Here is a 16,141-nt window from a genome sequence, read left to right as displayed (position 1 = left end):
CGACGCTCGCCTGCCGTAGTCAACCTTGGCCGGCTCGGGCTGCGGAGTGGGTGTTGAGAGCACCCCGCGACGAGGTGCCAATCAGTAACCGCTACCCGTTCGCGGATCCGGACGCATCAGTTGACCTCGGAGGGCGATCTCCACGTTCCGCACCTTGTCCGCCATACGGGGCCAGAAGTCGTCGCCGCTCAAGAAGCGCTGCGTCGCAGGCAGTCCGTGGAGGCTTGCGCCGTCGGTCGCCAAGGCAACCGTGTTGCGATGTGTCTTGTACTCGTCGAGGACCCCATTCAAGTAGTCCTCGACGGAGCCGAACAGTGCGTGCAATGGAACCTTCTTTCCTTGGATGTCTATCGAGACACCCGAGAGAAGTGGAACCGATCGACTCATCCGCTTGAGTCGCTCAAACTCCAGTTGTTCGTTCATGAGCACGTCGATGTACTCGTCGTACACGCCGAGTCTCATTGTCCCGTCGCCGGCGTCGTAGGTCTTGGCGTACATCAGACGGCGGGCGCGTTTGACTCGGTTGTATGACTGAATGGTGTTCGTCAGGACATCGCGCACGGCGTCGTCTTCTTTGGCTTGGAGATCTCGCGCGAACGCCTCGCTCAGCCGTTTGTCGGACTGTCGCTCTTGGAGGTAGGAGGTAACCAGGGAGATCACCGCACCGATCACGGCAACCGAGAACACTTGGAACGAACTCTTCGCGACCTCGAATCGGAGGGTATCGGGGGCCGCGCCGGTACCGACCGTGAACGCGACAAGCAAGGCGGCGCCACCGATGACGGCGAGGCAGAGCACGACAGTCACTGCTGGTCGGCGCCAGAATCCCGCACTTTCCTGACGATTCTTCACACCCCGAATATGGCCCCGTCGGTTCGCGACAGCGTATCGCCACGCCGAGACATCGTTCCCTCGCGTCTTGTGCCTCACGTGGCGTCCGCCCCGGGGAAGGCGCGAGCGTCGCCCTTGTCAGCGTCGCCGGTACTCGACCTCGGGACGGCCCGGGGTGCCGTAGCGGCTGGCGCGCTCGACGATGCCCGCGTCGGCGAGGTGCTCGAGGTAGCGGCGGGCGGTGACGCGGGAGAGGTCGAGGTCGGCGGCGAGCTCGGCCGCGGAGACGCCATCGCGCGGGCTCGTGCGGATCGCCGCGCGCACGCGCTCGAGGGTGTCGCGCGTGAGGCCCTTCGGCAGGTCGCCGCTCGCCGAGGTGCGGAGGGCGGCGAACGAGGCGTCGACCTCCTGCTGGTCGGTGACCACGGCGGTGCCCACGCGCGAGTGGTACTCGCGGTACGCGCCGAGCTTCTCGGCGAACGCGGCGAACCCGAACGGCTTGATGAGGTACTGCACGATGCCGAGCGACACCGCCGATCGCACGACCGCCGCGTCGCGCACCGCGGTCACGGCGATCACGTCGATCTCGATGCCCGCGGCGCGCAGCGAACGGCACAGCTCGATGCCGGTCGCGTCGGGCAGGTTCACGTCGAGCAGGATGAGGTCGATCGACGGCTGGGCGGATGCCGCGCGGAGCAGCCGGATCGCCTCGGATCCCGTGTGGGCGATGCCGGCCACCTCGAACCCGCCGACCCGCTCGAGGTAGGCGGCGTGCGCCTCGGCGGTGACCGGTTCGTCCTCGACGATGAGCACCCGGAGCGGCGCTGCGGCGTGCGGCTCAGTCATCCGTCGCGGCTCCCGTCGCAGCGCTCGCCGGGCCGGCTCCTGCCCCCGCCCCGGCCCTCGCGGCCGCGGCCGTCGCGAGCGGCAGCTCGACGTCGAACCGCGAGCCGGTGACGCGGATGCCGCCGCCCAGGCGGGCGACGCTCTGGCGCACGAGGGCGAGCCCGATGCCGTGGCCGTGGGTCGGGGCGGCCGGATCCGCCACGCCGTCCGGCCCCGCGGCATCCGCCTTCGTCGTCACGCCGAGGTCGAACACGCGTACGCCCTCGCGCGGGCCCGGGCCGCTGTCGGCGACGCCGATGCGCAGCAGGCCGTCGCCCGTCGCGATCGACACGTCGACTCGGGGCGCACTCGTGGCGGCGGCCGCGTCGAGGGCGTTGTCGATGAGGTTGCCCACGATCGTGATGAGGTCGCGCGGGTCGAGGTGCGTGGCCGCGAGGCGGTCGGGCAACTCGACCTCGAACGCGATGCCGCGCTCGCCGGCCTGCGCGGCCTTGCCCAGCAGCAGCGCGAGCAGCACGGGCTCCTCCACCGCCGACAGCAGCCGGTCGGCGAGCGCCTGGCTGAGCGCGAGCTCGCTCGACGCGAGCTCGACGGCCTCGTCGCTGCGCCCGAGCTCGATGAGCGCGATGATCGTGTGCAGCCGGTTCGCGAATTCGTGGGCCTGCGACCGCAGCGCGTCGCTCAGCGTCGTCATGGTGGCGAGCTCGCCCGTCAGTTCCTGCAGGCGGGTGTGGTCGCGCAGCGTCGTGACGGTGCCCACCCGGCGGGCGCCGCGGTCGCCGGGCCGCTCCCGCGAGACGATCACGTCGCGGTCGACGACGAGCACGTGCGTCTCGGTGATGACGATCTCGTCGACCACCGCGTCGGAGCGCGCGAGCACCTCGGCGACGGGTGCCGGGAGCCCGAGCTGCGCGAGCGGGATCGGCGCACCGTCGCGGCTCGTGCTGCGGGGGAGCTGCGGGGGCAGCCCGAGCAGCTCCGCGGCGCGGTCGTTCGCGAGCACGATCGCGTTCGCGGCATCCTGCAGCACGAGGCCCTCGCCGATGGAATGCAGCACGCCCTCGTAGTAGGCGAACATGCGGCTCATCTCCTCGGCGCCGCGACCCCACGTGACGCGGCGCAGGTAACGGCTGAGCAGCCAGGCGCCGAGCGCGCCGAGCGCGATCATCACGGCGGCCGCGGCGATGACCGTGGCGATGCGGCCCCCGAGCGCGACCTGCGTGTTCGAGACGGTGATGCCGGCCGACACGAGCGCGATCACCTCGCCCGCGGCATCCTCGATGGGCACGACCGCGCGCACAGACGGGCCGAGCGTGCCCGTGTAGGTCTCGGTGAACGCCTCGCCGGCGAGCGCCCGGTCGATGTTGCCGAGGAACTCCTTGCCGATCTGCGACGGGTCGGGATGGGTGTACCGGATGCGGTCGGGCGCCATGATCGTGATGAAGTCGACGCCCGCCTCGCGCATGATGTCGACGGCGTACGGCTGCAGCTCGGCCGTGGGGTCGTCGGTCGCGAGCGCGTCGTGCACGAACGGGTCGACGGCGATCGTCTCGGCCACCGCGAGGGTCTTCGCGGCGGCGTCGTGCTCGACGTCGGCGCGGGCGTCGGCCCAGATCCACGCGACGGCGATCACGGCGAGCGTGACGATCACGACGAGCTGCAGGGCGAACAGCTTCCCGGCGATGCTCCAGCTCCGGATGCCTCGCATGCCGCCTCCTCTCGCCGCGTCGCGTCGCCCTCAGCCTAGACACGCGAGCGCGTGCCGCGGCCGGCGGTGCGGAACCCCGTCGCGAACAGTATGAACACAAGCGGATGCCGCGGTATCCGCCCCTGCAGTCTTGGCGCACACCCCGCAGTTCGTCGCCGCCGGCGATGACCGACCAAGGAAGGCAGGGACGGCAATGGCGCTCCAGTCTCGCATCGAGGGCACGAAGCCCCGTCGCAGGATCGACTCCTCGCACTACCTCTACATGGCGGTGATCTTCGCCGTGCTGGCCGGCGTCGTCGTCGGCCTCGCCGCCCCCGAGTTCGCCGTGGGCCTGAAGCCCATCGGCGACGCGTTCGTGCTGCTCATCAAGATGATGATCGCCCCGATCATCTTCTGCACGATCGTGCTCGGGGTCGGCTCGATCGCGAAGGCCGCGACCGTCGGCAAGGTCGGCGGGCTCGCGCTGCTCTACTTCATGGTGATGTCGACGTTCGCGCTCGGCATCGGCCTCGTGGTCGGAAACCTCATCCACCCGGGCGAGGGCCTCAACATCGCGAACTCGACGTACGACACGAGCACGCTCGAGCCGAAGACGACGAGCGAGTTCCTGCTCGGCATCATCCCCACGTCGCTGCTGTCGTCGCTCGTCGAGGGCAACATCCTGCAGGTGCTGTTCGTGGCGCTGCTCGTGGGCTTCGCCCTGCAGAAGATGGGTGCGAAGGGCGCTCCGGTCCTCGGCGCGATCCGCCAGATCCAGGCGCTCGTGTTCCGCATCCTCGCAATGATCATGTGGGTCGCCCCGATCGGCGCGTTCGGCGCGATCGCCGCGGTCGTCGGCAACACGGGCGTCGCCGCGATCTTCGCGCTCGGCACCCTGATGGTGGCCTTCTACATCACGTGCGCGCTGTTCATCGTGGTCGTGCTCGGCTCGCTGCTGTGGTTCGTCGCCCGCGTCAACATCTTCCGCATGATGAAGTACCTGGGCCGCGAGTACCTGCTCATCGTCTCGACCTCGTCGAGCGAGGTCGTGCTGCCGCGCCTCATCGCGAAGATGGAGCACGCGGGCGTCTCGAAGCCGGTCGCCGGCATCACGATCCCCACGGGCTACTCGTTCAACCTCGACGGCACGGCGATCTACCTCACGATGGCGTCGCTGTTCATCGCCAGCGCGATGGGCACGCCGCTCTCGATCCCCGAGCAGGTCTCGCTTCTGCTGTTCATGATGATCGCCTCGAAGGGCGCCGCGGGTGTCACCGGCGCCGGCCTCGCGACGCTCGCGGGCGGCCTGCAGGCGCACCGTCCCGACCTCGTCGACGGCGTGGGCGTGATCGTGGGCATCGACCGGTTCATGTCGGAGGCGCGTGCGCTCACCAACTTCACCGGCAACGCGGTGGCGACCCTGCTCATCGGCACCTGGACGAAGCAGCTCGACCGCGAGCAGCTGAGCGGCGTGCTCTCGGGCGAGCGCCCCTTCGACGAGGCCACGATGAGCGTCGACGACCACCTCTCGGCCGACGAGCAGGCCGAGGTGGCCCGCGAGGAGCGCCCGTCGACGGCGACGATCGCCGCCATCGTCGGCGAGCTCGACGACGACAAGGCGGGACAGCGCGGTGGCCGCTGAGCAGGTCCTGGCGACGAGCGTCCCGGTGGGCACCGCAGCTGCGGTGCCCGCCGGGCTCGCCCGCTCGTGGCTGCTCGTGCCGGGGTCGGCGCCGGCGCTCCCGGGTCGGCTCGCGACGTCGGCGGCCGACGTGGTGGTCGTCGACCTCGAGGACGGGGTCGCGCCGGCCGACAAGCCAGCGGCGCGGCGTGCGCTCGCCGGAGCGAGCGACGGCGCTCGGAACGGGTTGCGCCCCTGGGCGCGCATCGCCGACGTGTCGAGCGATCACTGGCGAGCGGATGTCGCGCTGCTCGGCAGCGCCGACCTCGTCGCGGGCGTCGTGCTCGCGAAGGTCGAGTCGCCCCGCGACATCCGCGTGACCCTCGAGGCACTCGGGGGAGAGGTGCCGCTCGTCGCCCTCATCGAGAGCGCCCGCGGCGTGGAGTCGGCCCTCGAGATCGCCGAGGCGCCCGGCGTGACCCGGCTCGCGTTCGGCAGCGGCGACTTCCGCCGCGACACCGGCGCCGCCGACGACTCGATCGCCCTGCTGTTCGCGCGCTCGCGCCTGGTGACGGCGAGCCGCGCGGCGGGCCTTCCCGGGCCCATCGACGGGCCCACGGTGCCCCGCGACGCGGCCGTGCTTGCGGAGGCGTCGCGCCACGCGGCATCCCTCGGCATGACCGGCCGGCTCTGCCTGCGCGAGGAGCAGGCGCCCGTGGTGAACGCGGCGCTCAGCCCCTCGGCCGCCGAGCTCGCGTGGGCGCTCGACGTGCTCGACACCCTCGAGCGCCACGGCATCCGCGACGGCAGCGACCTGCCCCGCATCGCTCGCGCCCAGGCCCTGCTGGCCGCGGCCGGGTCCTTCGGCATCGACGCCCATACCGCGGGGCCGCACGTGTCGGACTACGCCTGAGCTGTAGGTGCTTTCGCCGCGCGACTACGGCACTGATGCGATTCCAGCATCAGTGCCGTAGTCAGCGGAGAGCAGCCCGATGACGGCGGTACGTGCGCGCGTGAGCAGGTCAGTAGACTTCGCGGATGCAACCCGGGGACCGACACCGCTGGATGGACGCGCTGCGCGGCGCGGCCGTACTGCTCGTCGCGCTGTGGCATGCGTTCGAGATCCCGTATCCGACGGTCCCTGCCGGGATCGAGTGGGCGAGCAACTTCCTGTCGGTGTATCGGATCCCGCTCCTGATGTTCCTCTCGGGTCTCCTGCTCGACCAGTCACTCTCGAAGCCCGCCCCGGCCTACGTCGAAGGGAAGCTGCGTCGCATCGCCTGGCCGCTGCTCGTCTGGTCGGCCGTCCTGGTGCTGGTGGCCTGGCCCACCGCCCGCCCTTCCGACGTCTGGTTCTGGCTGGGCGACGGGGCGCACCTCTGGTACCTCGGCGTGCTGCTGGCCTGCTACGCCGTCGGGTATCTCACGAAGTGGATCCACCCCGTCGTCGTCCTCGTGGGGGGCCTGATCGCCATGGAGTCGGTGCACTCCGACATCGCGTTCGTGAACAACACGCTCTGGTTCGGTCTGTACTTCTTCGCCGGGGCGACGATGTCGCGTTGGCTCGAGCGCTGGCTCCGGCTCGGCCCGATCATCCCCGTCCTGTGCCTGGTCGCCGCGTCGGCGTGGGGTGCCTACTCGGCGACCGTCAACGGGTACGTGCCGATCGCTCACTGGCGACCGTTCGCCTTGTCGATCCTCGGCGTCGTGGGCGTCGTCTGGTTCGCGACCCGTCTTCGGCGTGCGAGGTGGCTCGAGTGGGTGGGGCAGCGGTCGATCGTGTTCTACGTTGCGCACGTGCCGTTCATCTGGATCACTGCGCTGCTGATTGCAGGCGTCGTCCCGGCCGCAGTGACCTACGCGGTCGCCCTGGTCGTCACGCTCGCCGGATGCTTCCTGCTCGCGCGCTACCTCAACGGCACGCTGCTGTTCGAATTCCCGCGGATCCGGATGCGACGGGGTGCCGTCGACGGCCGAGAGCCGGTTCCAGGGGAAGCGGCGCCGTTGCGCTGACGCTGCGAGCCGTGCGGAGGCATCAGAAGAGGTTGAGTGCGCCGAGCATGGCGCCCGTCGAGAGGATCTGATGATCGAACGCTTCCAGGGGCTGTGTATCCAATGAGACCGAGTGACCTTCGTGCGCGATGGCAGACGCCGCGCGGGCGTCCCCTCCAAGTCGCCGCCGTCGGGTGGCTTCTCGGGAGAACCAGCCGGCCCATCGGCCTGGGGAACGTTGAAGGGCGGGTAGACCTTCGGGGGCTCACCTTTCCGGGTGCCGAGCCGGGCGGAGTCGTCGGATCAGGGGGGCTGTCGGCGATCACTCGCGACTGGGTCCCGACTATTCGGCGCGGTCGATGGAGGAAGCTCGATCTCTCCTACTCGCGCCTCTCGCAGATCAGGTTCTTCGACAGCGCGATCTCCGACTGCGTCTTCGATGGCGCGGAGTGCCGGGACTGGCGGATGTGGCGGACCAAGCTCACCGACTCTTCGTTCACGAGAACCGACCTCCGGGAGTCCGCCCTGGGAACATGGCAGCAGGGAGCTGGGAACACCTGGCGCGGGATCAGGTTCGACGGAGCAGATCTGCGCGACGGCGTGTTCTGGGGCGCGGCGTTCACGGACTGCGCTTTCATCGATTGTCGGCTCCGTGGTGTGCAGTTCGAGCAATGCGAACTCCATCGCTGCGAGTTTCAGGGGGACCTTCGCGACGTCCTCTTCGATTGTCGGCAGCTCCCGGGGAAGCGAGAAGTCGGACCGCTCAAGTCGGTTGATTTTCGCGAAGCACGCTTCGAAGATGTCGAGTTCCGGGGTTCCCGGTTCGAGCCGGCGCTGCTACCGCATGACGTGAAGCCGATCCGGAACTACCCGAGCGTTGCGCGTCAGATCGTGGCGCTGTTGGCGAACGAGTCGTCAACAGAAGCGAGGATCGCCGTCGCCATTCTCGTCGAGAGTCTGAGGATGCCGGGTCGAGAGGACTCAGTCGCTGTCTACAACCGAGGCGACTATCTCCGATACGGCGGTGAACCACTCGCTGCACTGATGGATGATGCACTGGAGCGGGTCGGCGCGGACACGAGCGTCGAGGGCAGACGGTGGAAGCGCCCGATCGGGAGAAGATCGAGGGCCGATCGTTCAGTAGCGAGGCCCGGTGCGGAAGGTGGGACTCGAACCCTACTCGACCACCTGTGAACACACGTCGGAGGCCCTAGAACCGCGGAATCATGCGGATCTAGGGCCCTCTTCGATTAGCTGAATCGGCGTGGATTGGCACCGAGTGTTGCCAAATTGTTGCCACGCCGCAGTGCGTCGCTAGACCTTCACGCGGTGGTTGCAGTCACCGCACGACGCGTTCGTGTCGAGGCCCAGGCGCGGGTCGTGGGACAGCTTCCCGCCGCACTCAGGGCACGGGGCAGTGATCGGGGCCAGCACCGGCTCAGCCCTTCGGCGGGTGGGGGTCATTGCCGTACGAGTTCTTCTCGCCGACAGTCCCGTCCAGCTTCGTGATGATGTGCTCGACGCCTCGCTCCTGGGCCATTCGCTGGCCAGTCGCAGACTGCTCGGCCTTCGTGCCGCCGGTATGAGCGGCACGCGAGCTGCCGTCCACCTTCGACTTCCACACGCCGTCTTCGTTGTACGTCCTGATGTCGCCCTTGGCCATGGCGTCCTACTTCCTGAGAGGTGCGCGGTCTCAGAACCGAGCCGCGCCTCATGATCTCCCGAACGACTGACATCTCCAATCAGCGTCAATCCGCAGTGCACGCTTATTCGCGCGGGGATATCAGCGCCAACCCGCGGGCGTGGTGGGCGATCCCCGCGGTGATTTCGGCATTGTTGAGGGGCTCGAACGCGCCAGCAGATCAGCGTGGAGGGTGCTACTGCCGGGACCGACGCCTCCGACGACTGAGCGCGCCGAGCACAGCGAACGCTGCGACCATCGCTGCCACGATCAGCCATGGTCCTGGATCGCGCACAAACATCGTCCAGAGCTGGGCGGGCACGCCAAGCAGCACGTTCAGGATCATGTCGCCGACACCGGGAGCTTCCATGGCCGGAGCCTACGGGAAGCCGCCCACACGGACTCAGCGGCGTCGCCCTAGCCCGGGAAGTCCACCCTTGACGGTGCTGTAGCCATCGGTTGCGTAGATCCGCCGGTCGAGCCCGGACGCAGAGGGCTTGCGCCGCTCGTGCCGCTCCGTATTCGCGAAGTCGACCGCCCGTTGGAACTCGCTGTCCCGAGGCTCGTCGTCTCGACGTGCGGGCTGACGAGGCGCGCGCTCCGGGGCTCGGCCGGCCCGTCGGCTCGGCTTCGGCTGCGGGGGTGCCTTCAGCTCCGGCTCGACGCACCGCTCGCCGGTCGCGTTCGAGTGGATCGACATGCGGCCATCGCGGCGCAGGGCGTGGGATTCGCCGCACTCTCGGCAGTCACGGAACTGAAGCATCGGACCCCCTATTGCTGTGGAGGATACACGCCCCCGGTGGCACGGCGTGGCATCGAACCGCGCGAGCCGGTGCGCCGTCAAGCACCCCGGAACCCTACGCCCGACCACTGACATGCCGCCGCCCTCTCGTGCGTACCGGCCTGATCGACTAGCCTCCGGGCATGGTGACGCGCTACACGCTGCAGTACGGGCCTCAGACCTACCACGTCTGGCCCGAAGACCTCGACGCGGTCAAGCACGCGTTGCGTGAACGGCAGAAGCATGGCCGGACCATCATGGTCCACACCGAGCAGGGCGACGAGATCGCCGTGCTCATCAGCCCAGCCATCCCGGTTCGGTTGATCGCCGTGGACAGTTGAGAGCAACCCGTCGTCGTTCTCCCCAGGGTCTACGGGTAGAGCCGTGCCCACCGTTCGCAACCGTTCCGATACCCGGAGTGCTCGAATCCGTGGCGGCCGAAGGCGCTCTGTGCCGCGATGTTGTCCCGGTCGATCAATCCCTCGACAATGAAGTCGCGGCTGATGTCGTACCTCGCGAGAAGGATGGGCGCGCGATCGATCGCTTCGCCTGCGATTCCTCTTCCGCTGACGCGGTGCGCCACGGCCAGTGTGTGGATGAAGCACCCACGATCGAACTCGCTGACGGTCATCTCGACCACCGCCGCTAAGCCGTCCTCATCGAAGCCGAGGTCCAGAAACGAGGGCGCGTGAAGGGGCGGGATGAGTTCGGTGTTGATATGGTCCTGGACCCTCAGTTCCCACGGGAAGTCGTGACACTCGAAACCGCGTTCCTCATCGAATGAGACGGTTGCTGGATCAGTGCAGCGGAACAGGCTCAGATCGTTGCGGTGATCCTGCGTGGCACTATGCCAGTCGAGCACGTCGCTCGAGCACGGCGCGGAGCTCGGTCCACTCCTCGCTGCTGGGCGGCTGACCCTCGCGCGTGTTGTACGGCTCGCGGTTCACAATCCGCGGGGCGTTGGCATCACGGCGCCGTCTCTCGGCCTTCAGTACGAGCGGCTTGGTCATGCGTCCAAGATACGACACATCACCCGAGGATCCCCAGAGGGCCGACTGGATCGTTATGTCCCATCTTTTGGGGACACGGCGCGCAATGTTCGGCCACGCGAGCCGAGGACATCACCTCACCGGGTGCGTATATCGCCTCTGCTCGCCGGCTTCGGTCCAGTGGACCGTGACCGTCCTCGTCGACGGGGAAGAGAGGCGGCGGATGAACGTGAACCCCACTGCCTCTCCGGCCGGCACATCGACCGCGGCGCCGATGTCGGGCACGATCCACTGCTCGCCGGCGCCGTCCGGCGTCAACAGATGTACATCGGCGGCATCGAACCCGGTGCGGTTCACTGCCCGCCACCTCTGGTCCATGTCCGCCGGCGAGAGGGCCTCGAATACCCATGGCACGGGCGGCCTTGCGGCCTCCTCGGCGAGCTGCGTCTGCCGCTCGAGCGCATCCGCTACCCGCCGTTGAGCGTCCCACGCACCCTGCTCATGCGCAGAGGCGTCCCGGTTCGCTCGCCGAGCCTCCCATGCCTGCCAGACCGCGGCTGTGGCCGCCAGGAAAGCGATCGCGACCGCAACCCACTCCACGGCCTACTCGTCGTCCGAGCGGGTCGCGTACACGGTGCGCGCCGGGAGCTCAGGCGTGGGTGCGACGCCGTCCTGGCTGCGGTAGCCCTCGAACAGAGCGACGTACGCGGAAGGCTCGATCACCGGTGCCGGCGGAACGATCACAGCGGGCGGCGGCGGGGTCTGGTAGTTCGCATCGTTCGACATGGGATTGGCTCCGATCAGTTAGGCGGTGAGGGTCAGGAGAGCTGAGATCAGGATGAACAGCACCGACGCCGCGAACGTCGCGAACCCGAACCGGAGCAGCACCGCACCATTCGTCACACGCACCTCATTCGCGTTGAGCTGGTTGATCTTGTGGTCGATGAGCCACAGCAGGCCCCCGCCCTTTGTCATGCCGTAGACACGTTGCCGGATATTCCACAGGTCCATCGACGCCGAACGCATCGGCAACAGCGCCAGAGCGCCGAGCACGGCGGCCGCGAACGCGAACACGATCGCCATGATGGTCGCCCAGTTCAGCGATGTGCTTGACGCGAGGGAGCCGCCGATCGACGCACCAGCGACGAGCACGCCAGCACGGGACTGCATCGACTGGAACCGCTGCGCGTACGACTGCAGCTGCGCCTCAACCTCGGCATGGATGAGCTCAAGCTGATCGATGCGCTCGTCTGGTTGCCCCACGGTCTCGGTCACGAGATGATGCTACGGCCGCCCACCCACACCGCCGCGCGGCGTGCTTTGAGTTCACGTCGCGCGTGTGTTCGTCGCTCCAACGAGGTGCCAGTCGCCCACCGCGCGTACGCCCCTGTGCCTCAAGATCCCCAGCTGGTCGTACGTGTAGACGACGTCTGGATCCTCAGGATCCATCCTCCGCAGCGCAGCGGTGGTGAAATCATCCGGGCGGAGCAGCTCGGTCGTCCCATCGAGAGGTCCGCCGCGGAAGGTGACTTCTACCTCTGTGATGTAGGGCGCGAAGGGCGATAGATCGCTCAGATCGTTCATGGGCGGCCGAGGGTCGGGCCGCGACGGTCCGAGGATCGTCACAGCGTGCGCGGCGGGGATCGGCCCGTACGTCTCATCGTTGCCTCCGTAGACGCCGGGATGGTGCAAGCGGAGCGCAAAGCCCGGGCGGCGCATGTTGCCGCGCATGTAGTCCTGCTGCTCGACACCCAAGAGGTTGCCCTTGACGACCACCCGGCCGATGTCGATCGTGCCAGGACGGCGGAACGTGATGCTGTAGCCCACGTAGTCCCGAAGGTCCTGCGCCTTCACGTCGACAGGTTGGAATCGTTGAGTGCTCACCGCAGCAACGTATCGGCAGCCACCGACACTTCGAGCGGGGCTCGACGGCGATTCGCTGCGAGCGGTCGCCCCGTGAGCGGCGGGTCTAGCTCGACGCGCGGAGCCGGGCTCTCACACTTCCGCGTCCGCCCGCTCGACGCTCGCCCGGTCTTCCTCCGACCGCGGCCGCGCCCGGTCCTCAGGCCGCACACGCCACCGCCGCATGAACGCCTCGAGCTTGTTCGGAGGCTGCTCACGCACCGACTCGTCGCCGGTAGCTCGCCGCGGTTTCGCAGACCCCTGTGCGGCCGCCACACGCGTCAGCCGGCCCACCGCCGACTGATACGCATTCACCACCGAGATCGGCGGATCACCCTCACCAGCGGAATCCATGCGTCGCGCGAGATTCCGGGCCAGATCCACCAACGCAGCATGCTCACCCCGCTCCGACAACCCCGAGGCGACGATCTGCCGATTCACCGCGACCAGATGCTTCCGACTAGCCATCAGAACGCCTCCAGAGTGATGATTTTCTGAGCCGGGGAGAGCGGAACACTCCTCCGGGCGGTGGTCCCCCTCCGGGTGGGGCGCTGGATTTTATGGCCGTTCCGTGGGGTGTTGCGGGTCTCGCGGCGGCTGGTGGCCGCGTGGTAGCGTGCGACGTCGATCGGGTGGCCGGCGTCTGCTCCCTCTCCCCAGGGATCGCGTGGTGCGTGCCTGTTCGTGGGAGTGGGGTCGCAGCACGGGCGTTCGGGTGTCGTGCTGGTGCCGGCCCCACTCCGCTTCGAGGTCGAGGGCGGCGCCGCCGGACCGCTGATGCTGCGTGAGGGTGATGGGGGGCTCGCCTGCTCGTGTCGTCTGGGTCGCGAGCAGCAACCGAGCGAGCCCCCCGCAAGTCCCGTGAGCGCCGCCCACCGAGCAGGAGTTGCTCTTTTCCGGTCGTCCACGGGAGTCGATGACCTCTAGCCGGCCCAGGTCGCTTCAGCGCTCGGGACGGCGATGGCCGGGATGCCTTCGCGCCGGCGCTTGACGAGCTTGGCGCGCACCTCGGCCGGGGTGTTGAGCCGGAGGCCGCCGGCTGCGAGGGCGAGCCAGTTGAGTGCGCCGTCGATGCGTTCGTGCAGGTAGTAGTTCCCGGTGGTCGACCAGTTGTCCCCAGCGGCGAAGCACACGCTGTAGTCGACGTGGGCTCCTGAGCCGCCCATGATCAGTGAGAACGGGTCGTTGATCTCCTGCAGGGTCGGGCTGACGTGGAACGCCGTCGAGATCGCCTTGCGGAGCTTCACGATCCGGCTGAGCGCGCCGATCGCCGCTCCTGTTGCTCGCCATGCGGCGGAGGCCTTCTCGTTGGCCATGTCGATGACCTGGTCACTGGTGGTCTGCCAGGTGAATCCGAAGTCGCGGGCCGCGACCTCGAGCGGCTTGGAGAGCTCCGCGAAGGTCGGCTGCAGCTGCTCCACGATGCTGTCGAGCTCGGGGAGCATCGCCTCGCGGATCTCGCTGAGCAGCTGCTCGTGGAACAGCTCCACGCCGGTCTTGAGGCCGATGCTCGAGTGGGCGCCCTGGTGGCTGCGGAGCGCGAGAACGTCGACGCGGCCGCGAGCCTGCTCGTCCGTCATCGAGAGCAAGTCACCCGTGGGAGTGGCCTGGTGAGCGCGGATGACCTCGAGCAGCTCGAAGCCACGCTCGATCGGCTTCGGCAGGGCGATCCCATTGGCGGACAGCTGCGCCTGAATGACGTACAAGTCGGCGATGTTGACCGCGTACTCGCCGGCCATCACTCGCTCCCCTCGATCCGCCTGATCAGGTTGACGTCGAGGAGGTGTTCGACGTGGCTAGGCATCGCGTCGACAGGCACCCATTCGTTCTTCTTGAGGTCGCGCCACTTGCCGTTGATGAGCTGGACCGACACGCCCTCGCGGAGCACCTGATAGCGGGTGTCGTGCATCTTGCCGAGCAGGTACATGTTCACGTCAGGCGCCCTTCTCGTCGTCGCCCCACGCCTTCGCGTACAGCGACTGATCGGCGGCTTCGAGGGGCTGCCGCGGCTGCCGCGTCTGCCGCTCCCCGCCCCACGCGAGGTCGTAGAGATCGGCGCCGGGGCCCGCCGGCGCCGCGATCTTGGCAGGGTCCACCGGATCCGAGTTTGAGCCGCCAGCGCCGTCGAGCGCGGCGAACACCGCTTCGTTCGATGCGTCGGCATCAAGGCCGAGGCGAGCGGCGACGCGCTCGCGAAGGTCCGGTACGGCGCCCGGGTCGCGGGCCGCAGCAGTCGCGTGGCCGCGTTCGAGCGCGGCCTGCACACGAGCCGGGTTGGCGTCGCTGAGCGGGTTGAACGGGTGGAAGGTCATGATCTGCTCCCGGGTCTAGGTGAGTGACACGCGATGGCTCCGCCTACCCGCGTGTGCCCGCCCGGGGCTTCCGACTGCGACTGAGCGGCCTCCGGCTCCTTCTCAACCCGTCCGAATCAGTGTACGACGATCAGGCATGAATGCGCGCATCACTGTCGGCGTTTTGTCCGAGGGACGGATGCTGCCGCACCAGCGCGTCGACGCGGACCCTCAGCTCGACCATGTCGAGCCGGCCGTCATCATCCACCACCGCCTCGAGGCCGACGAACCGGTCGAAGACCGCCGGCTCCGTCAGCCTCGTCGCGACGTACTGGCGCACGAGCAGGCCGGCGTACTCCAATGCGACTCCGAGGCGCCGAGCCGATCTCTTCTCCTCGGCGCGCAGCTTCACCCGGTAGTCGCCGGCCTCCTTGGCTGCGGCCAGGGCTCGTCGCTCGGCGATCGCCTCGGCCGCGGGATGCATGTCGTTCATCGCCTCGGCCGCGGGATGCATGTCGTTCATCGTCAGTCCTTCCGAGGGCGCCCGAGCGGGCGCGGGTACTTGATGCCGGCCCAGAACCCGGCCGCGGGTCGCTCAGCGGCCGCGTACGCCGCGCACGCAGCCCGGAGCGGGCAGAGCGCGCACAGCTCGGCCATCTCGCGCTGGTCGACGGCCTCGAGCTCGTCAGCGACGAACCGGTCATCGTTCCGGCATGCAGGGCTCCTGCGCAGCATCTGCTGCTTCAAGGCCTGGAACGCGACGCTCATGCGCGATACATCCATTCCTCGACACCGAAATCCGGGACGTCGGGGGCCACGACGCGTCCACCGCGAATCACCTTCCGGTCGTCGCTGGCCTGCGTCGCTGACTCCGGCAGATCGTCGTTCCACCGCTCGCCGTTCAACCAGGTCGCCGGGTAGGGGATGAACTGCTCCTCCGGGAGCCCCGGGTTGTCCCGATACGCGACGGCCGCAGCGAGGATCTCCTCAGCCGGACACTTGGTCACGGCCTTGTCCCACGCGCGTCGAGCGGCAGGCTTGTTCACCTTCTTCGGCCAGATCGCATAGAACTCATCGAAGAGATCCCCGCTGGCGTTAACTGGATGATCTTCTGGATGATCTATCTGGATGATCTCTTCTGCGCCTGCACCGTGCCCGGTAGGTGACGGCTGTGCGCCGGTTAGGTTGCGGCGCTCTGCCTTGTAGGCGCTCTGCCTACTAGGTGCTCTGCCTACTGGGCTGTGTGCCGTGAAGGTAGGGTCCACCACCGTGAGATCTGACGTCCGATACCCGCCCGCGCCCGCCCGCCTCGACCGACTGATGGCGCCCATCGCCTCGAGCTCACGGAGCGCCCGCCGTACCGAGTCGACGGACGCCCCGGTCATTGACGCGATGCGACCCTGACCGACGATGGTCTCGTGCGTCTTGTCGTCGGTTGCGAAACACACGGCCGCGAGCACCACCTTCTGCATCATCGGCAGCGCGAGCCCGTAGGCCCAACTCGCGTCCTTGAATCCCAC

Annotated in this window: 23 protein-coding genes; 5 read left to right on the top strand and 18 right to left on the bottom strand. The window is 68.4% G+C overall.

Features of this window, described 5'->3' with window-relative positions; all coding sequences use genetic code 11:
- Window positions 1-81: 81 nt before the first annotated feature.
- The 3 genes from EDM22_RS12385 to EDM22_RS12375 form a co-directional block, all read right to left on the bottom strand.
- Complete coding sequence (locus EDM22_RS12385; RefSeq protein WP_138708085.1) at window positions 82-852, bottom strand: type 1 periplasmic-binding domain-containing protein; 771 nt, start codon at window positions 850-852, stop codon at window positions 82-84.
- Window positions 853-969: 117 nt separating this feature from the next.
- Entirely contained in the window at window positions 970-1,677 is a 708-nt protein-coding gene (locus EDM22_RS12380) for a response regulator (RefSeq protein WP_122937377.1), read from the bottom strand.
- On the bottom strand, window positions 1,670-3,385 hold the full coding sequence (locus EDM22_RS12375) for an ATP-binding protein (RefSeq protein ID WP_122937376.1): 1,716 nt from the start codon (window positions 3,383-3,385) through the stop codon (window positions 1,670-1,672). The genes EDM22_RS12380 and EDM22_RS12375 overlap by 8 nt, the downstream gene beginning before the upstream one ends.
- Before the next feature lie 193 nt (window positions 3,386-3,578).
- On the opposite strand from EDM22_RS12375, the gene EDM22_RS12370 reads away from it, so the two are divergent.
- From EDM22_RS12370 to EDM22_RS12355, 4 genes are all read left to right on the top strand, one after another.
- Window positions 3,579-5,006: a cation:dicarboxylate symporter family transporter gene (locus tag EDM22_RS12370; protein ID WP_122937375.1), complete on the top strand. Its 1,428-nt coding sequence runs from the start codon at window positions 3,579-3,581 to the stop codon at window positions 5,004-5,006.
- Window positions 4,996-5,898, top strand: coding sequence for an HpcH/HpaI aldolase/citrate lyase family protein (locus EDM22_RS12365; protein WP_245989349.1), 903 nt, complete (start codon window positions 4,996-4,998; stop codon window positions 5,896-5,898). The genes EDM22_RS12370 and EDM22_RS12365 overlap by 11 nt, the downstream gene beginning before the upstream one ends.
- A gap of 125 nt (window positions 5,899-6,023) precedes the next feature.
- Window positions 6,024-6,998, top strand: a complete 975-nt coding sequence (locus tag EDM22_RS12360; RefSeq protein WP_122937373.1) for an acyltransferase family protein — start codon at window positions 6,024-6,026, stop codon at window positions 6,996-6,998.
- Between the two features lie 102 nt (window positions 6,999-7,100).
- Window positions 7,101-8,171, top strand: a complete 1,071-nt coding sequence (locus tag EDM22_RS12355) for a pentapeptide repeat-containing protein (protein ID WP_122937371.1) — start codon at window positions 7,101-7,103, stop codon at window positions 8,169-8,171.
- Between the two features lie 244 nt (window positions 8,172-8,415).
- Here the strand turns inward: EDM22_RS12355 and EDM22_RS12350 are convergent, their stop codons facing one another.
- Both EDM22_RS12350 and EDM22_RS19595 read right to left on the bottom strand, forming a co-directional pair.
- Window positions 8,416-8,640, bottom strand: coding sequence for a DUF2188 domain-containing protein (locus EDM22_RS12350; protein WP_122937369.1), 225 nt, complete (start codon window positions 8,638-8,640; stop codon window positions 8,416-8,418).
- A gap of 214 nt (window positions 8,641-8,854) precedes the next feature.
- On the bottom strand, window positions 8,855-9,028 hold the full coding sequence (locus tag EDM22_RS19595; RefSeq protein WP_170964116.1) for a hypothetical protein: 174 nt from the start codon (window positions 9,026-9,028) through the stop codon (window positions 8,855-8,857).
- 554 nt (window positions 9,029-9,582) lie between these two features.
- On the opposite strand from EDM22_RS19595, the gene EDM22_RS12345 reads away from it, so the two are divergent.
- Window positions 9,583-9,780, top strand: a complete 198-nt coding sequence (locus EDM22_RS12345; RefSeq protein WP_122937368.1) for a hypothetical protein — start codon at window positions 9,583-9,585, stop codon at window positions 9,778-9,780.
- A gap of 29 nt (window positions 9,781-9,809) precedes the next feature.
- Here EDM22_RS12345 and EDM22_RS12340 read toward each other — a convergent pair whose 3' ends face one another.
- The 13 genes from EDM22_RS12340 to EDM22_RS12285 all read right to left on the bottom strand — a co-directional run bounded on the left by EDM22_RS12340 (window position 9,810) and on the right by EDM22_RS12285 (window position 16,141).
- Entirely contained in the window at window positions 9,810-10,301 is a 492-nt protein-coding gene (locus tag EDM22_RS12340) for an N-acetyltransferase (protein ID WP_122937366.1), read from the bottom strand.
- Window positions 10,285-10,449, bottom strand: coding sequence for a hypothetical protein (locus EDM22_RS19590; protein WP_170964115.1), 165 nt, complete (start codon window positions 10,447-10,449; stop codon window positions 10,285-10,287). Before EDM22_RS19590 ends, EDM22_RS12340 begins: the two co-directional genes overlap by 17 nt.
- A gap of 111 nt (window positions 10,450-10,560) precedes the next feature.
- Complete coding sequence (locus EDM22_RS12335) at window positions 10,561-11,028, bottom strand: hypothetical protein (RefSeq protein WP_122937363.1); 468 nt, start codon at window positions 11,026-11,028, stop codon at window positions 10,561-10,563.
- Window positions 11,029-11,031: 3 nt separating this feature from the next.
- A complete protein-coding gene (locus tag EDM22_RS12330) occupies window positions 11,032-11,214 on the bottom strand; it encodes a hypothetical protein (protein ID WP_122937361.1) in 183 nt (60 codons plus the stop codon).
- Window positions 11,215-11,232: 18 nt separating this feature from the next.
- Window positions 11,233-11,703, bottom strand: coding sequence for a hypothetical protein (locus EDM22_RS12325; protein ID WP_122937359.1), 471 nt, complete (start codon window positions 11,701-11,703; stop codon window positions 11,233-11,235).
- Between the two features lie 51 nt (window positions 11,704-11,754).
- Window positions 11,755-12,312: a hypothetical protein gene (locus EDM22_RS12320; protein WP_138708084.1), complete on the bottom strand. Its 558-nt coding sequence runs from the start codon at window positions 12,310-12,312 to the stop codon at window positions 11,755-11,757.
- A gap of 111 nt (window positions 12,313-12,423) precedes the next feature.
- On the bottom strand, window positions 12,424-12,798 hold the full coding sequence (locus tag EDM22_RS12315) for a hypothetical protein (RefSeq protein ID WP_122937355.1): 375 nt from the start codon (window positions 12,796-12,798) through the stop codon (window positions 12,424-12,426).
- A 455-nt stretch (window positions 12,799-13,253) separates the two neighbouring features.
- Entirely contained in the window at window positions 13,254-14,069 is an 816-nt protein-coding gene (locus tag EDM22_RS12310) for a hypothetical protein (protein WP_122937353.1), read from the bottom strand.
- A complete protein-coding gene (locus EDM22_RS12305; protein ID WP_122937351.1) occupies window positions 14,069-14,263 on the bottom strand; it encodes a hypothetical protein in 195 nt (64 codons plus the stop codon). The genes EDM22_RS12310 and EDM22_RS12305 overlap by 1 nt, the downstream gene beginning before the upstream one ends.
- Before the next feature lies 1 nt (window position 14,264).
- Window positions 14,265-14,642 carry an NAD(P)-dependent oxidoreductase gene (locus tag EDM22_RS12300; protein WP_122937350.1) on the bottom strand — a complete coding sequence of 126 codons (378 nt, stop codon included), beginning with the start codon at window positions 14,640-14,642 and terminating at the stop codon, window positions 14,265-14,267.
- A 130-nt stretch (window positions 14,643-14,772) separates the two neighbouring features.
- Window positions 14,773-15,135 (bottom strand): hypothetical protein, encoded by a 363-nt coding sequence (locus EDM22_RS12295; RefSeq protein WP_138708083.1) that lies wholly within the window; start codon window positions 15,133-15,135, stop codon window positions 14,773-14,775.
- An 11-nt stretch (window positions 15,136-15,146) separates the two neighbouring features.
- On the bottom strand, window positions 15,147-15,389 hold the full coding sequence (locus EDM22_RS12290) for a WhiB family transcriptional regulator (RefSeq protein WP_170964114.1): 243 nt from the start codon (window positions 15,387-15,389) through the stop codon (window positions 15,147-15,149).
- Window positions 15,386-16,141: a helix-turn-helix domain-containing protein gene (locus EDM22_RS12285; RefSeq protein ID WP_122937345.1), complete on the bottom strand. Its 756-nt coding sequence runs from the start codon at window positions 16,139-16,141 to the stop codon at window positions 15,386-15,388. The genes EDM22_RS12290 and EDM22_RS12285 overlap by 4 nt, the downstream gene beginning before the upstream one ends.

It is taken from the genome of Agromyces tardus, assembly GCF_003710805.1.
Taxonomy (GTDB): domain Bacteria; phylum Actinomycetota; class Actinomycetes; order Actinomycetales; family Microbacteriaceae; genus Agromyces; species Agromyces tardus.
The sequence above is the reverse complement of the archived record's forward strand: the minus strand, read 5'-3'. Positions and strand labels throughout refer to the sequence as shown.

What these genes read in the sequence shown, in the direction of transcription:
- EDM22_RS12290 (WP_170964114.1), bottom strand. Translation starts at nt 15,389, where the DNA reads ATGAGCGTCGCGTTCCAGGCCTTGAAGCAGCAGATGCTGCGCAGGAGC.
- EDM22_RS12380 (WP_122937377.1), bottom strand. Translation starts at nt 1,677, where the DNA reads ATGACTGAGCCGCACGCCGCAGCGCCGCTCCGGGTGCTCATCGTCGAG.
- EDM22_RS12300 (WP_122937350.1), bottom strand. Translation starts at nt 14,642, where the DNA reads ATGACCTTCCACCCGTTCAACCCGCTCAGCGACGCCAACCCGGCTCGT.
- EDM22_RS19595 (WP_170964116.1), bottom strand. Translation starts at nt 9,028, where the DNA reads ATGGAAGCTCCCGGTGTCGGCGACATGATCCTGAACGTGCTGCTTGGC.
- EDM22_RS12345 (WP_122937368.1), top strand. Translation starts at nt 9,583, where the DNA reads ATGGTGACGCGCTACACGCTGCAGTACGGGCCTCAGACCTACCACGTC.
- EDM22_RS12310 (WP_122937353.1), bottom strand. Translation starts at nt 14,069, where the DNA reads ATGGCCGGCGAGTACGCGGTCAACATCGCCGACTTGTACGTCATTCAG.
- EDM22_RS12370 (WP_122937375.1), top strand. Translation starts at nt 3,579, where the DNA reads ATGGCGCTCCAGTCTCGCATCGAGGGCACGAAGCCCCGTCGCAGGATC.
- EDM22_RS12355 (WP_122937371.1), top strand. Translation starts at nt 7,101, where the DNA reads ATGAGACCGAGTGACCTTCGTGCGCGATGGCAGACGCCGCGCGGGCGT.
- EDM22_RS12330 (WP_122937361.1), bottom strand. Translation starts at nt 11,214, where the DNA reads ATGTCGAACGATGCGAACTACCAGACCCCGCCGCCGCCCGCTGTGATC.
- EDM22_RS12295 (WP_138708083.1), bottom strand. Translation starts at nt 15,135, where the DNA reads ATGCATCCCGCGGCCGAGGCGATGAACGACATGCATCCCGCGGCCGAG.
- EDM22_RS12375 (WP_122937376.1), bottom strand. Translation starts at nt 3,385, where the DNA reads ATGCGAGGCATCCGGAGCTGGAGCATCGCCGGGAAGCTGTTCGCCCTG.
- EDM22_RS19590 (WP_170964115.1), bottom strand. Translation starts at nt 10,449, where the DNA reads ATGACCAAGCCGCTCGTACTGAAGGCCGAGAGACGGCGCCGTGATGCC.
- EDM22_RS12350 (WP_122937369.1), bottom strand. Translation starts at nt 8,640, where the DNA reads ATGGCCAAGGGCGACATCAGGACGTACAACGAAGACGGCGTGTGGAAG.
- EDM22_RS12360 (WP_122937373.1), top strand. Translation starts at nt 6,024, where the DNA reads ATGCAACCCGGGGACCGACACCGCTGGATGGACGCGCTGCGCGGCGCG.
- EDM22_RS12315 (WP_122937355.1), bottom strand. Translation starts at nt 12,798, where the DNA reads ATGGCTAGTCGGAAGCATCTGGTCGCGGTGAATCGGCAGATCGTCGCC.